This window comes from Pseudoalteromonas sp. S3776 (genome assembly GCF_005886915.1).
Lineage (GTDB): Bacteria > Pseudomonadota > Gammaproteobacteria > Enterobacterales > Alteromonadaceae > Pseudoalteromonas.
Window position 1 is genome coordinate 47,790 of record NZ_PNCU01000021.1, and the last position, 15,044, is coordinate 62,833.

Below are 15,044 nucleotides of genomic sequence, written 5' to 3' on the forward strand. Positions count from 1 at the left end.
CATTAAGGAATAAACATGGCAAAGGTTAACTGGGGTATTATTGGGTGTGGCAATATTGCTCACACCTTTGCTAAAAGCATTACGCATTGCGCTAATGCACAGCTTATTGGCGCTGCATCGACCAGCGAGCAGCGCGCAAATGAATTTGCCACACACTATTGCATTAAAGGCTATGAGAGCTACCAAGCTCTTATGCAATGCCCACACATTGACGCCATTTATATTGCCAATACCCACGAGCAACACTTTAAAACCATTGCGCAATGTTTAATGCACAATAAGCATGTACTCAGCGAAAAACCCATTACGGTTAATGCACAGCAACTCACTACCCTTAGCCAGTTAGCCGAGCACCAAAACTGCTTTTTAATGGAAGGTGTATGGATGCGCTTTTTACCTGCCATAGTAAAACTGCAGCAGCTATTAAGCGAGGGCGTAATAGGCAAAGTACACAGTGTGAATGCCAACTTTAGCTTAGCGGGCAACTTTGCTGACTCGCACCGCTTAATGAACCCAGCGACCGCAGGTGGCGCATTGCTTGATTTAGGTATTTACCCTATATCAATTGCCGATGTGGTATTTAATAAAGCCCCTGAGCAAATTAAATCATTAGTACATAAAAGCTCGACCGGCGTAGATGAGCGAAACGTGACCCTTATAAATTACGGCCAAGGGCAATTTGCGCAGCTTAGTAGCGCATTACAACAAAGTGGCCCTACCGAAGCATGTGTTTTAGGGGAGCACGGATATATTCGCATTGCTGACTTTGTCGGTGCACAGTCGTTAGAGCTTCATTTAAACGCACAACAAGTGCAGCATTTTGACTTTAGCTTTAATGACGATGAAAACTTTAAATTTGAAATTGCTCACGTTAGCGAATGTATTTTACAACAACAAACACAAAGCAATGTATTACCACTGAGTACCAGCCTGCGGGTAATGCACATAATGGATACGCTTCGTGCGCAGTGGCAGCTTAAATACAGTGCTAGCGTTGAAACCCATGAGCTAGATTAATAATAAAAAATACACACAACAAGGATACACAATGACAAGCACACACACTTTAAAGGCGCTTTCAAAAGCCTTACTGCTAGCGACTGGCTGCTTAACAGCAAGTACTGTTTTTGCAGCTCAAAAAACGCCTGAGCAACTCTACCCATCTTTAACCAGCGAAGTACTTCCTGAGCTTGCTGCAAAAGGGAATTACAGCGTTGGCGTAAAAACGCTTGATTTAGTAAATCCCGCACAGTTTGACCCTGCAACCCAAACTCAAAAAGATCGCCCCTTAAAGGTAGAAGTGTGGTACCCGGCAGCAAACAGTGCAAACGCCCCCTTGACCAGCTACAGCGACATAACCCGTACAGGTAAAGGGTTTACCTTACAAGCTGATGCCATGCGCGATGTAGCTATAAATAACAAAGAGCACTATCCCGTTATTGTGCTCTCGCACGGGTATACCGGCTATCGTACAATTATGTATTACCTGGGCGAACATTTAGCATCGCACGGATACATTGTGGCAGCCATAGATCATACCGACTCAACCAATGCCGATGTTGATTTTAAAAATGCGCCGTTTTCGGGCTTTTTTAGTACCCTTATTAACCGCTCACGCGATCAGCAATTTGTACTTAACTACTTTAACGAACAAAATAACTTTGCCAGCAAGCAAGTAGATAACAAAAACGCAGGCGTAATTGGTTACTCTATGGGTGGTTTTGGCGCAGTTAATACGATTGGTGGCTGTTATGATTTTAACGAGCAAACTACCGCCATGTTTACCGGTATAAAAGACCCTGCACAAATTAAGCAAGTGCAGCAATTACTCAATAGCTGTGCTGGTGGGCAATATAAAAACCCGCAAGTAGATACACGCATAAAAGCTATGGTGGCCTTTGCGCCTTGGGGCGGGCAACATAACTTATTTAATGCCAGTGCTATGCAAAACATAAAAGTGCCTTCGCTTTATGTAGCGGGCAGCTTAGACGATATATCCGGTTATGAAGGTATTAAGCACCTTTATAACCAAACGGGCAGCAAAGATAAGTACATGCTTACCTACAAAAACGCCCGCCATAATATTGCGCCGCACCCTGCACCTGCTATTGCACAAAGTAGTAGCGAACTAGATATTGGCCATTACTACGAGCCATCGTGGTCAATGCGCACCCTAAACGAGACCAACAAACACTTTGTACTTGCTATGATGGATTGCCATGTAAAAGGCATTGCAAGCCAATGTGAATACCTAGACTTACCACAAAACGGCGACCAAGCTATTGTTGATGGTAAGCCACTGCCACAATGGCACGGGTTTGATAATCGTTTTTCTACAGGTATGGATTGGCAACAAGCTAAACCACACACCAAGTAATATTAAGCTTTAAGCGGCTATTTTTATAAATAGCCGCACTCGCACTTAAAATAATGCTGCTATAAACACCTGTTATTTAAAAGAGTTAGCAAATAAAAACAGTATGTTTGTTTTTTAAACGGCTATTTTAAGAAAAAATCGTTGCCATTAATCTTAGTTAAAGGCAATCTAGTCATATATAAGATAAGATAAATAACACAAATATCATGTCCAAATACATACTCTCAATTGATCAAGGAACCACAAGCTCTCGGGCCATCTTGTTTACAAAAGATGCAGACGTTTTTGGTACAGCACAGCAAGAATTTTCGCAGCATTTTCCGCAAAATGGCTGGGTAGAACACGACCCTAACGATATTTGGCAAACCGTGCTAAGTACCAGCCGTAAAGTGCTAGCCGATAAAAACGTAAAGCCTGAAGAAATTATTGCCATTGGTATCACCAACCAACGTGAAACCACCTTAGTGTGGAACAAAAAAACCGGCAAACCAATTTATAACGCCATTGTGTGGCAAGACCGCCGCACCAGCGATTACTGCGAAAGCCTAAGCACTGACGAGCTTTGCCAAACCATAAGTGATAAAACCGGCTTACTGCTAGACCCGTATTTTTCGGCTACTAAAGTACGCTGGATTTTAGACAACGTAGAAGGTGCACGCGAACAAGCCCTTGCAGGTGAACTGGCTTTTGGCACCGTTGACACCTATTTACTTTGGCACCTAACGGGTGGCAAAGAGCACCGTACCGATGCAACTAACGCATCTCGCACTATGTTATTTAATATCCATACTCAGCAATGGGATCAAGAGTTACTCGATTTATTCGAAATTCCTGAATCTATGCTGCCGCAAGTCATGGACTCAGCCGACGAATTTGGCTCAACCAGCGACGATATTTTTGGCGCGCCAATACGTGTATGTGGTATTGCCGGCGACCAACAAGCAGCCCTTGTGGGCCACGCATGTTTTGAACAAGGCATGGCGAAAAGCACCTATGGTACGGGCTGTTTTTTAATGCTTAATACCGGCGAAAAAGCGCTTACCTCTGAAAACCGCTTACTGACTACGGTTGCTTATAGATTAAATGGCAAGCCAACTTACGCCATTGAAGGCAGTATTTTTATGGCAGGCGCCACTATGCAGTGGATTGTTGAAGGCTTAAAACTATTGAGCCATGCCGGCGAGAGCGAATCGTTAGTAAAAGATGTACCGCTCGATCATGGGGTATTTTTAGTGCCTTCGTTTACAGGTTTAGGTGCGCCCTATTGGGACCCAAATGCACGGGGCGCTATTTTAGGTTTAACGCGCGACTCAGGCATTAGCACCATTGTTGCTGCGGCGTTGCAATCGGTTGGATATCAAACCAAAGACTTACAAAAAGCAATGGAGCGTGATGGCCTACGCCCAAGCGTGTTAAGGGTTGATGGCGGTATGGTTAAAAATAACTGGGTACTTGCCTTTTTATCAAACATTTTAGGCGCAACCGTAGAGCGCCCAACAGTGACCGAAACCACCTCTTTAGGCGTAGCATACTTAGCAGGCCTACAAACCGGTGTGTATGAGTCAACGGAGCAATTAGCAAAAATGTGGACCTGTGACCGTCGCTTTGAGCCAGTAATGAGCGCTGACGAGCGTAATGATTTATACGCAAAATGGCAGCACTGTGTAGCGCAAGTGCGTTTATCTAGTGACGATTGCCAACAGCAGTAAAAACTAGCCGCTAATTAAGTTGGCGGCTTATCAAACATAAACAAAGTCAGCTAAATAGCGCGTTGTACGCTGTATGTTTTAAAAAGATCAGGATTAAAAATTAACACACAAAAAGCGCGGTTATCTATTGTCAAATAAGAACCGCCGCTTTATGATGTTATATGTCTTATTTATATTACAAATAAAAAGGTTAGCTCGGTGGAATTAGCAGATAACGAATACGACTTACTTGTCGTCGGTGGCGGTGTAAACGGCACTGGAATAGCAGCTGATGCAGCAGGCAGAGGATTAAAGGTGCTTTTGTGCGAACAATCAGACCTTGCCAGTGCAACGTCTTCAAATAGTTCTAAGCTGATCCACGGCGGTTTACGCTACCTTGAACATTACGAATTTAGATTAGTAAAAGAAGCACTTGCAGAGCGTGAAGTGCTGCTTAAAAATGCCCCGCACATTATGTGGCCGCTCACCTTTAGGCTACCGCACAAATCGCACCTACGCCCAGCGTGGATGATTCGCATTGGCTTATTTATGTACGACAACCTAGCCAAGCGCGAAACACTTGCTGGTTCGCGTGGCATTAAATTTGGTGAAAACAGCGTATTAGAACCTTCAATTACAAAAGGGTTCGAATACTCAGATGGCTGGGTTGATGATTCACGTTTGGTGATTTTAAACGCCCTAGCCGCTCAAGATAAAGGCGCGACCATTGCTACGCAAACCAAATGTGTCAGTGCAAAACGCATTGATAACCAATGGCAGGTAACGCTTGAGCAACAGCAAACTAAGTCGCAACAGACGATTAAAGCCAAAGGCATTGTAAATGCCGCAGGTCCGTGGGTTGCTAAACTATTTGACGAAGCCCTGATAGAAAAGTCACCTCAAAATATTCGCCTTGTAAAAGGCAGCCACATTGTAGTGCCGCGAATTCACGATGAAAAACAGGCATATATTTTACAAAATAAAGATCAGCGTATTGTGTTTGTTATACCGTTTGAAGATGATTACTCACTGGTAGGCACCACCGATGTTGAACACAAAGGCGCAGCGCAAGATGTGAAAATCAGCGATAAAGAAATCGATTACTTAATTAATATTACTAACAGCTACTTTAAAAACCACATTAAGCGCGAAGACATAGTACATACCTTTTCGGGTGTGCGCCCACTGCTTGATGACGAGTCAGTTAATGCACAAAAAGTAACGCGTGATTACAAGTTAGAGCTATCAAGCGAAGGCAAACACACACCACTTTTAAGTGTGTTTGGTGGCAAAATTACCACCTACCGTAAACTTGCCGAAGCTGCGGTGAATAAACTTGAAGAATTTTACCCGCAAATGAGTGCAGCCTGGACCAAACACAGCGCCTTACCTGGTGGCGATTTTAGCTCGGTAGAAGCGCTGACCAATGAGCTTAAAGCAGCTTATAGTTGGTTACCAGAGATCACTCTTAAACGCTTTGTACGTACCTACGGGACTCGTGCAAAATTAATTTTAGGCAATGCAACCCAGCTAAATGATTTAGGCCAAGACTTTGGCCATGGCTTATTTGCAGCAGAAGTCGATTACTTACTAAACGAAGAATGGGCGGGCAACGCTTACAATATTTTATGGCGCAGAAGTAAACTAGGCCTGCGTTTTAATGACGCGCAAGTGGCCACGCTTAATCATTATATTGCGCAAAGCCAAGGGGCTAAAACAGCCTGACAGCAGACTACAGCCAATTTCCCCCTTACTTAATTTAAGAACTAGCCCACAATAATTGTACATTCAATATTGGGGGCTTTTTTATATTTACTTGGTTTTATTACTATTAAATAAATAGTTAAAACCACTTAACGTAGCCTCTTTCACGTCAAACTCTAAACACTGCACACCAATGCAATTTAACGCATGGGTAAAACAGGTATTTAGTTGCTCTGTGCCAATAACCACCACTTTAGAGTTATTCACTAATTGCCATTCGCTAGCATGGCGTGCTGCGCGTACATCACTACCTATTAACACGCCCGACAAATACGCCTTGGCTTGCACTGGTGTTAACTCTTTTGAAAGCTGGCGCGTACGGACACTAAAAATACCGTGCGCCAAATTACCGCTGTCACTGCCTAGGGTAAGTTCACAACCTTGCTCAAAGGCATGCCAATCAAACTCCCCTGCCTCACAATCGTTAGGAATAAGTACACTTTGATGGCATAGCAAGTCGTATAATTCGCCCGTCATTGCGGTTTTAAAACAGATAATATGGCCACCTTTTAACAGCACCCATTTAGTATGGGTACCGGGTAAACAAATGAGTACCTCACCGTGCTGATAGGTCGGATTTTGTTTTAAAAACCCTAAAATTTGCAGTTCTTCGCCGCGCATTACATCAAATAAATTGTTTTTTAATGTACACTTTGTGCCAGGCAAGGCACTGACTTTATTACCTGCACAATCAAAGTTAATTGCGCCACTGAGTAGGCTTTCGGGGTTTATAGGGCACGCCAAATAAGGGGTCTCTTTCCAGCCAATACTTGAGGTGATTTGCCCAGCCATATAAATAGGTAAAACGCCGTATTCACTGGTCCATGGTGCAACGACACCAATTAAAGTGTGTTCAAAATTTTGTTTATCTCTAATCACACCTGGGCCGTCGCGCTGAGCAATTAGCGTTAATTGCCCTGTGGTATTTACGCTGCATAAATAAGCGCGTAAATGACTCGTGCCCCAATCTACGGCTATAAAAAGGTTTAAGTGCTGCAACTTAGAGCCTCCCACCGTCAATTTTAATGCCTTGACCTGTGATCATACTGCTTTCGTCGGCAGCTAAAAAAAGTGCCAAGTTAGCCACATCTTCAGGGGTTACTAACTTTTTAAGTGCCATGGCTTCCATCCACTTCACTTGCTCTTCTTTAGTAAACCAACTGGCTAATTGGCGGTCGGTGGCAACCCAACCCGGCAAGATAGCATTTACTCTTATGCCAAACTCACCATAATCGCGAGCAAGTGCCTTAGTCATGCCGATTAAGCCAGCCTTTGCTGTAACATAACCCGCCATTTGCGGCTGCCCCATAATGGCATTAATAGAGCTAAAATTAATAATACTCCCCGCGCCTTCGCTTTTCATAAAAGACATAGCAACTTGCGAGGCAAAAAACGCCGGATTTAAGTTAATTTGTAGGCATTGGTCCCAATCTTGGACAGTAACATCTTCACTGGCTTGGCGGCGGTCGTTCGCTACATTGTTTACCAGAACATTGATAGCCCCTAGTTCAGCGCATGCATCTACCAAAGATTGCTGCAAAGCATTTGAGTCGGTAACATCAACCTGTCTAAACCATAATTTAGCGTTAGGCAATGAGGCAATAAGAGATTGAGCAGCGTCGTTATTAATATCTATAAAGGCTATTTTGGCAGACTGAGCGGCAAATGCTTTTACCATTGCTCGGCCAATGCCTGAAGCCCCCCCAGTAATAAAAACAACTTTGCCAGAAATACTGGGGTACTGAGCGTGATTATTCAAATGCGTTTCTCCATAATACAAACTGCTTCTCTTAGTACTTATAATTATTTGCTAAAGAGATTACTATTACAGCTGTGTTAAAATACTTGCCTTTAGCAAAGTTTATAACATATCCTTTCGTACATTAATATGATATATGATATATAATAAAGCAATAACTCACTCGGATACCGCTCAATGAAAAGCCAACCTCGTCAAAACTTAACACAACAATTAACCCATGATTTGGGCTTTGCAATTGTGCGTGGCGTATACCCAGTTAACGAAGGCCTGCCCTCAGAAGCTGACCTATGCGTAAAATACGATGTGAGTCGCAGTGCCACGCGCGAAGCCGTCAAAATGCTCTCTGCTAAGGGCTTAATATCTTCTCGTCCTAAACAAGGTATTCGCGTACTGCCAGAGAGCAGCTGGAATATGTTTGACACCGACGTATTGCGCTGGATTTTAAGCAGTAAACCGTCACTTTCTTTATTAAAAGAGTTTACACAAGTACGTGTAGCACTTGAGCCACAAGCTGCCGCCTTAGCTGCTGAAAATGCCAGCGCCGAACAACTTGCTGAAATAGACAACGCACTTGCCCGTATGGCCGATGCAGATCAAGGATTAGATGACCCATTAGAGGCAGATATTGCTTTTCATACTAGTATTTTAGTGGCCAGTAATAACCGTTTCTTTGTGCAGTTAACAGAATTTATTAGCACCGCGCTGCGCGTAAGTATTCGCTATACCAATCATATTAAAGGTGTGCCAGGGGCAGACGTTGCAAAGCACGCTGACATTTTAGATACGATTAAATCGCGTAACCCGCAGCGCGCTAAACAAGCAGTAGAAACCATTTTAGAAGAAGCGCTTGAGCTGATTGAGTCTAAACTCGATTAATAATTTTTCGAGCAATTAAAAAGGGAGCTAATGAGCTCCCTTTTTACTGCTTGCTATACTTTAGTAAGCTCAAAAATAAGTGATGTTTGCGGGAATGAAATTGGCATTTGTAGGCCAAATTCCATCAACGCTTCACCGGTAAATGTTTTTCCGTTAACAGCCGCAATAGATGAAGGACGGTATTCTTCAAATTTAACAGGCCACACTAAATTAAGTGTGTACTGTGTATCGGCATCTAAACCAACAAAACGAAGCTTGTTAGGTGCAGTACGCGGTGTTTCGCGTACACTATTATACGCAAATAACGCTTTTGATTTTTGCGCGTCGATTAAACCAAAGTTAATTGATAAATCGTCGCTATCTAGGCGATACAAATCGGCAGCATGAATAAAGTCACGGTGCTCTTTGTGTAGCGCAATCGCTGCTTTAAGCGCATTGCATTCGTGTTCGGTCAGTTCCCGCGGGTCCATTTCAATGCCCATGTGGCCAAACAGTGATACCGCAGCACGCATTTCAATACTGACATTACGCCCTGTGATATGACAATCACGCGGTCCTACGTGTGCACCCATAACCGACGATGGAAAGAAGAAAGAACAACCACGTTGAATTTCAAGACGGTCAAGTGCATCGTTAGAATCTGACGTCCATACACGGTCTGTGTGTGCAAGCACGCCGTAATCTACACGGGCACCGCCTGATGAGCAGCTTTCAATTTCAAGGCCTGGGTGCGCCGCTTTAATGCGGTCAATTAAACGATACAGTGCCAGTGTTTGCTGATGCACTGCAGGCTTGCCTGAGAAGTTACCCGCGTGGTTAATATCGCGGTTCATATCCCATTTAATGTACTTAATTGTTGGGTATTCAACTAAAATGTCATCAATCGCTTTGTATAGGTATTCAACAACCTCTGTACGCGTTAAATCAAGCACCAGCTGGTTTCTAAAGCTAAGTTGTTCGTTATTTTCTGAGCCTAATACCCAATCAGGATGAGCGCGGTATAAGTCACTGTCAGGGTTTACCATTTCAGGTTCAAACCAAATACCAAACTCCATGCCTAAACTGTTTACATGATCAATCACTGGCGATAGGCCGTCTGGATAAATTTCGTAATCTACTGTCCAATCACCTAAGCCTGCATAATCACCACGGCGGCCTTTAAACCAACCGTCGTCTAGTACAAAACGCTCCACACCTAATGGCGCTACTTTATCGGCTAATTGCTTTAGCGTGTCTACATCGTGGTCAAAGTAAATGCCTTCCCATGTGTTGTAATGCACTGGGCGTGTTTTTTCGCGCTGTGCTTGGCTAAGTAAGTTAGCTTTAACAAAACGATGAAAATTACGCGACAGTGCACTAAAGCCGTCGCTCGAAAACGAGCCATAAATACTTGGGCTTTGATACGTTTGGCCTTTGGCAAGGGTAAGCTCGCCAGGTAATAATAACTCACCCATTTGCACATAGCGGCGCCCTTCAGGTAGTAGCTCAGCGCGCAGCTTGTTATTACCGCTCCAACCTAGATGAAAGCCATAACATTCGCCCTGCTGCTCACCTGCACCTTCAGTGTGTACTAATAAACCAGGGAATACATCGTGCGAGGTTTTACCTTTACGGTTTTCGCGTACAAAGCTGCCGAGCACTAAATCAACCGATTGACGTTGGAATTCGTTTGACCAACGTCCTTCAAAGCTTACTAGCTTGTTCATGCTATCGGGTAATTGGAACGTGGGTGCGGCGCAAAAATTAACGCTTAGCGGTGCCTCATTTAAATTAGTTAAAACCGTATGCGCACTTAGCACATCGGTGTGGCTATCAAGCGTAATGCTGTGCACAACTTCAATACCGCGAAGCTCATCTACGCTTACAAATTCAAGGGTTGACTGTGAAGGCTGGCGAACTTCTTTAAGCTTTGGCCCAACTGACCAAGCAATAGTGTCGTTGCTCAACTCTAAACCAGGTGCACCAGTAAAACCTTCACCTAATAGCGGAGAAAGAGAAATAGGTGCTTCTTCAACCACGGCACATTTTACTTCCTGACGAGTCGCAAGCTGAGTTAGCATTGTTTCAGTTGTTTGCTCAGATAAACGCTTACCAAAATAAAGTAACGCTGGCGTTTTGCTCTGGCAGTCGAAAATAACGGTGCAGTTTGCGCTGTCTAATCGAAAGAATGGTTTAATATCAGCCATGATTCTCCTGTCCTCTTTAATGAAGATGAGTTTAATACGCGAGTACATTATATGTGTGCTTACTCGCCGCTTACTGCATCAAATTGCAGTCAGTGATTTTAAAATAATAGTATATATCATACAAATTACTTTTAGATAGTGTTTACGGTGTAATTTAGCCAATATTATTACTGGCTGTACCAGTCATTAACTTAAACAGCGGTTAAAAAATTTAATAACACCTTCAGCAATATTTATTTAGCAGACTTTCAGCCAGAGCAATTCTGTAATATCTCTGCGTAGTTAGCGCTCAAAGTCGCAACGAGTGATAGGTGGATTTTCTACGTGTAGTGTAGGTTAATTTAATAAATAAAAATCGGCCTAAGTTACCTTAGGCCGATTTAGTAATGTGTTAACTGGCTAATAAAAAGTGACTTAACTTTTTATTGCTGGTTATTTTGGTGCGTGCACTGGTGGCGTATCTTCAATAGCAGGTGTTTTGCCTGCCCACTGTGCATTTAAACCAAATACCACTTTATTAACAGTTAGCGCAAAGGCTACACAAACAATAAGTGTAATTGGCATTAAGTGAATATAGTGTAGTTCCGTATGTAGCGGCGAGTTTTCAAATGTCAGCATGCCATACATAACAACACCTAAAATAACCGCGGCAATACCTGCACGCGCATCCACATTTTTAAACAATAAGCCCACAACAAAAATTGAGAATATAGGCATACTTAATAAGCCGTTTAACTGTTGTAGTAAGTTAATAATGCTGTCGGCTTGCTGGTAAATAGGCACAAGCACAAGCGTTAAACTAGTAAGTAACAACGTAACGTAGCCACTTAGCTTTACTACACTTGGTTCTTTATTAAAGTATGCTTCGTGAATATCACATACATATAATGCAGTTGCAGAGTTTAATAAGCTGTTATAAGTAGAAAGCACTGCTGCTGCCATTGCTGCAGCAAACACACCCGTTAACCATGCGGGCATTACGTCTCCTACAATTCGGCCATAAGCTGCATCGCCAATGTCGCCATACAGTTTGTACGAAATAATACCCGGTAGCACCACAATTGCCGGAACAATTAAAAAGCGAATACCCGCTGCTGCAAATATCCCTTTTTGCGCTTCTTTAACGTTTGGCGCAGCCATTGCACGCTGGGTAATGGTTTGGTTAGTTCCCCAGTAATACATTTGAATAAAGATCATACCGGTTAAAAGCGTAGGCCATGGGATTGGCGAGTCATCGTCACCAATAAGGGTTAAGCGCTCTTGTGGAATGTCGCTAAAGTCGTAATCAATCGCATTAAGCGCTAAAAATACAACCAGTATTGCCATACCTAGCACTAACAACCCATTATAAGTATCTGATACAGCAACCGCGCGTAAGCCTCCAAAAAATGCATAAATAGCGCCTACCAATGCAAATGCGGTCGCTATGTACATTAGCGGAATATCAACTTTAAACATGGTTTGCATAAATAGCGCACCAGAATATATAACCGCAGGCATGTAAATTAGTGCGTTACCTAAAAAGAATAAGCCACCAATAACAGCGCGAATATGCTTATTGTTGTAGCGTTTTTCTAACAGCTCCGTGGTGGTTGTACAGTTGTATTTGTAATAAACGGGAATAAATACTTTGGCTAAAATAATAAGCCCTAAAATAGCCGCTAATTCCCACCACACGAGCAAAGCCATTTGATTGCCATTCATGCCCACCAGCTGGTCGGTACTTAAATTTGTGAGTGTAATTGAACCTGCAACAAACATCCAAGTAAGGCCACCGCCCGCTAAAAAATACTCTTTTGTTTGATTATCACCACTATTACGGTTTTGGCCTCGGCACTTCCAATATGTAAGCCCACCAATTAAGGCGGTTACAAAGAAAAAAACCACCAACTGCAAAATGTTGTCTGACATGTGTGTGTCTCCAGCGCGTTAAACGCAATGTCTGCCTATGTGAACGTATTAGCCTATGAAGGCTAAATAATAAATTGCACCTTACAGTGCGTGAGCATCTCGACTTAGTTCTAACTTAATTTGCTTTAATGGCATAAGTTCAGGATGCTGGTTATGACGCTTTACTAACGCATTTAACTGAAACAACGAAATAAGCATGCTGTTAAGTACGCTTAGGTAACCTTGTTTGTGTAAATTGGCAATGGTATCGCTGTCTAAAGTTTGCAGTTTATCTTCATCAACAGTGCTCAAACCTTGAATAGTTTGCGCATCGCCTTGTCCAAACTGCAAAACAATATCTATGTTTTTGATAAGCCCTAAGCGGGCAATTTCTTGGGTAAATTGATACGTTTGGTAATCATTTTTTAAATCGTTTTCTAGTAGCTTTTGCTGCGCACTTAAATACAGGCTTGGGTTGCCTTTGGCATCAAATAGCGGCTCGCCTTGCTGCGTGTTAACGGCTGAGCTTTGCTCATCAATAGCAATAAAGTAATCACTGCTATTTGCCTCACGAGTGAGTAAATAAAGCGGCTGGGTTTGCATGCACACAGGCGTATAAAGCGCTTGCCATTGATTGTTACTCACAAATAAACTTTGCTGAGCACTAAAGCTGGTTAAGCCCGAGATAGTGTAGCTGCCGTTGTGTGCATTACGCGCTAAAAAAATAGGTAAATCGCAGGCAGCTTTTGCTACTTCGTTTGCACGTAGATTGACTAAATGCTGTGTTTTTGCGTATTCAACACCCGCATTAGGGTTAATTTTTATTGTTTGGTGTTGAGTATTTGATAGTTCACTAATTGCCATAGTTACACATCCTTAAACTGGGTTAGCCGCAAGCCACTGCTCAATATAAGCACGGTGAGGCGGCAACGTTTGCAACATCTGCTGTGTAAGCTGGCTGTTACGTTCAATTATTTGGTTTGCTTGCGCATCGTTTGAGTACAAATACGCTTGCTTAGTAAAGTCGGGCTTAAAGCCCATACCGTATAAAACATACTGGTAACTGGCGGCAGGAAATAGCTCTAATGCGCCATGAAAATCTTGAATAAGTGGCCCACGTGCGCCCCAAAGCAATAAGTCTTCTTGTAAGCTTTGCGGAATGCTTTGCGGTTGTACGTGCGCTTGCCAATAAGGCTCTGGACGCTTAGTTAGCATGTAATGTAGTTTTAAAAAGTCGATAATACGCTGCCAGCGATAATCCATTTGCTCATTAAAGCGCTTTGCAACTATTGGCATTACTTGGGTATCGGCTGGCATATGCTCTGCAACAAAGCGAGAGGAAATTTCAACCAACATAATGGCGGTTGCCTCAAGCGGCTCTACAAACCCTGCCGACATCCCCACTGCAACACAGTTTTTGTTCCAAAACTTTTCTCTGTAACCCGACTCAAAACTTATTTTTCGGGCGGTTAAGCCTTTAGCAGCACCACCTAAATAGTTACGTAAGTTTTGCTCGGCTTCTTCATCTGATAAGAACTTGCTTGAATATACATGCCCTACTCCCCGGCGATGCGTTAGGCCTATATCCCAAATCCACCCAGCATTTTGTGCGGTGGCAATGGTGTGACTGGCCAGTGACTCATCGCCTTCTTCGTAGGGGACTTGCATAGCTAGGGCGCTGTCGTTAAATAATACGTGGTCCATTTTTTTAAATGGCACGTTAAGGGCTTGGCCTAATAACAGCGATGAAAAACCCGTGCAGTCTATGTATAAATCGGCGTTTATGGTGCGGGTTTGATCTTTTAAGGTAAGGGTGTTTATAGCCCCGCTTTCATCAAGCTTTACCTGATCAACGGTGCCAATAATATGCTCAATGCCTAGTTTGCTCTTACAATGCTGCTTTAATAGCTCCGCAAAGGCACCGGCATCTAAATGATATGCATAATTACAATTAGCTTGATACTCGCCTTGCGCAATGCCTCTTGGAGCTAAGTTTGCTTCGCAAATATCGTGCTGAAAATTAGTTTGCTGGGCAAAGTTTTCAACATTATCTAAATAGGGGGCTAAATCTATACGGCCATAGCCTAGCGGTACCGTAAAGGGATGGTAGTAAAAATCGTTGTTGCCATGCGTCCAGTTTACAAATTTACCGCCTTGTTTAAAGGTGGCATTACAGGCTTTAAATACATCCACTTCTCGCAAACCAATTTTCTGAAGTGTGTTTTTCATCGTGGGCCAGGTACCTTCACCTACACCAATTGTTGGAATATCAGATGATTCTACCAACATCACTTTTAAGCCATCACCCTTATTACCTTGGTGATACGAAGCGATAATTGCAGCGCTCAGCCATCCTGCTGTGCCGCCACCAATTACGGCGATTGTTTTTATTGCTTTATTCATAACGGACTACTCTTTGAGTACTTTATTGATAACCGGTTAGACAACAAATGCCCTTTCGGGCATTTGTTTAAATTAGTCTCATTTTGTGCAAATTAGCT

11 protein-coding genes are annotated in these 15,044 nt (G+C 43.0%); 5 read left to right on the forward strand and 6 right to left on the reverse strand.

Annotated features, from left to right (window positions below; translation table 11 throughout):
* The first annotated feature begins 15 nt into the window (after positions 1 to 15).
* The 4 genes from CWC16_RS10450 (at position 16) to glpD (ending at position 5,790) form a co-directional block, all read left to right on the forward strand.
* On the forward strand, positions 16 to 1,017 hold the full coding sequence (locus CWC16_RS10450; RefSeq protein ID WP_138541497.1) for a Gfo/Idh/MocA family protein: 1,002 nt from the start codon (positions 16 to 18) through the stop codon (positions 1,015 to 1,017).
* Between the two features lie 31 nt (positions 1,018 to 1,048).
* A complete protein-coding gene (locus CWC16_RS10455; RefSeq protein ID WP_138541498.1) occupies positions 1,049 to 2,377 on the forward strand; it encodes an alpha/beta hydrolase family protein in 1,329 nt (442 codons plus the stop codon).
* Between the two features lie 206 nt (positions 2,378 to 2,583).
* The gene (gene glpK, locus CWC16_RS10460; RefSeq protein WP_055015614.1) at positions 2,584 to 4,086 is read left to right on the forward strand and encodes a glycerol kinase GlpK; all 1,503 of its coding nucleotides are present in this window, start codon (positions 2,584 to 2,586) and stop codon (positions 4,084 to 4,086) included.
* A gap of 198 nt (positions 4,087 to 4,284) precedes the next feature.
* Positions 4,285 to 5,790 carry a glycerol-3-phosphate dehydrogenase gene (gene glpD / locus CWC16_RS10465; RefSeq protein WP_138541499.1) on the forward strand — a complete coding sequence of 502 codons (1,506 nt, stop codon included), beginning with the start codon at positions 4,285 to 4,287 and terminating at the stop codon, positions 5,788 to 5,790.
* A gap of 87 nt (positions 5,791 to 5,877) precedes the next feature.
* Here glpD and CWC16_RS10470 read toward each other — a convergent pair whose 3' ends face one another.
* Entirely contained in the window at positions 5,878 to 6,828 is a 951-nt protein-coding gene (locus tag CWC16_RS10470; RefSeq protein ID WP_138541500.1) for a 2-dehydro-3-deoxygalactonokinase, read from the reverse strand.
* Between the two features lies 1 nt (position 6,829).
* On the reverse strand, positions 6,830 to 7,588 hold the full coding sequence (locus tag CWC16_RS10475; protein ID WP_055015617.1) for an SDR family NAD(P)-dependent oxidoreductase: 759 nt from the start codon (positions 7,586 to 7,588) through the stop codon (positions 6,830 to 6,832).
* A gap of 177 nt (positions 7,589 to 7,765) precedes the next feature.
* Here CWC16_RS10475 and CWC16_RS10480 point away from each other — a divergent pair, with 177 nt between their 5' ends.
* Positions 7,766 to 8,467 carry a FadR/GntR family transcriptional regulator gene (locus CWC16_RS10480; RefSeq protein WP_138541501.1) on the forward strand — a complete coding sequence of 234 codons (702 nt, stop codon included), beginning with the start codon at positions 7,766 to 7,768 and terminating at the stop codon, positions 8,465 to 8,467.
* 53 nt (positions 8,468 to 8,520) lie between these two features.
* Here the strand turns inward: CWC16_RS10480 and CWC16_RS10485 are convergent, their stop codons facing one another.
* The 4 genes from CWC16_RS10485 to CWC16_RS10500 all read right to left on the reverse strand — a co-directional run bounded on the left by CWC16_RS10485 (position 8,521) and on the right by CWC16_RS10500 (position 14,946).
* A complete protein-coding gene (locus CWC16_RS10485) occupies positions 8,521 to 10,653 on the reverse strand; it encodes an alpha-galactosidase (RefSeq protein WP_138541502.1) in 2,133 nt (710 codons plus the stop codon).
* Positions 10,654 to 11,085: 432 nt separating this feature from the next.
* On the reverse strand, positions 11,086 to 12,564 hold the full coding sequence (locus tag CWC16_RS10490; protein ID WP_138541503.1) for an SLC5 family protein: 1,479 nt from the start codon (positions 12,562 to 12,564) through the stop codon (positions 11,086 to 11,088).
* Between the two features lie 81 nt (positions 12,565 to 12,645).
* The gene (locus CWC16_RS10495) at positions 12,646 to 13,407 is read right to left on the reverse strand and encodes a SapC family protein (RefSeq protein ID WP_138541504.1); all 762 of its coding nucleotides are present in this window, start codon (positions 13,405 to 13,407) and stop codon (positions 12,646 to 12,648) included.
* A 12-nt stretch (positions 13,408 to 13,419) separates the two neighbouring features.
* On the reverse strand, positions 13,420 to 14,946 hold the full coding sequence (locus CWC16_RS10500) for a tryptophan halogenase family protein (RefSeq protein WP_138541505.1): 1,527 nt from the start codon (positions 14,944 to 14,946) through the stop codon (positions 13,420 to 13,422).
* Positions 14,947 to 15,044 lie beyond the last annotated feature (98 nt).

Coding starts and splice junctions, on each gene's coding strand:
- CWC16_RS10450 (WP_138541497.1), top strand. CDS start 16: ATGGCAAAGGTTAACTGGGGTATTATTGGGTGTGGCAATATTGCTCAC.
- CWC16_RS10455 (WP_138541498.1), top strand. CDS start 1,049: ATGACAAGCACACACACTTTAAAGGCGCTTTCAAAAGCCTTACTGCTA.
- glpK (WP_055015614.1), top strand. CDS start 2,584: ATGTCCAAATACATACTCTCAATTGATCAAGGAACCACAAGCTCTCGG.
- CWC16_RS10480 (WP_138541501.1), top strand. CDS start 7,766: ATGAAAAGCCAACCTCGTCAAAACTTAACACAACAATTAACCCATGAT.
- CWC16_RS10485 (WP_138541502.1), bottom strand. CDS start 10,653: ATGGCTGATATTAAACCATTCTTTCGATTAGACAGCGCAAACTGCACC.
- CWC16_RS10490 (WP_138541503.1), bottom strand. CDS start 12,564: ATGTCAGACAACATTTTGCAGTTGGTGGTTTTTTTCTTTGTAACCGCC.
- CWC16_RS10495 (WP_138541504.1), bottom strand. CDS start 13,407: ATGGCAATTAGTGAACTATCAAATACTCAACACCAAACAATAAAAATT.
- CWC16_RS10500 (WP_138541505.1), bottom strand. CDS start 14,946: ATGAATAAAGCAATAAAAACAATCGCCGTAATTGGTGGCGGCACAGCA.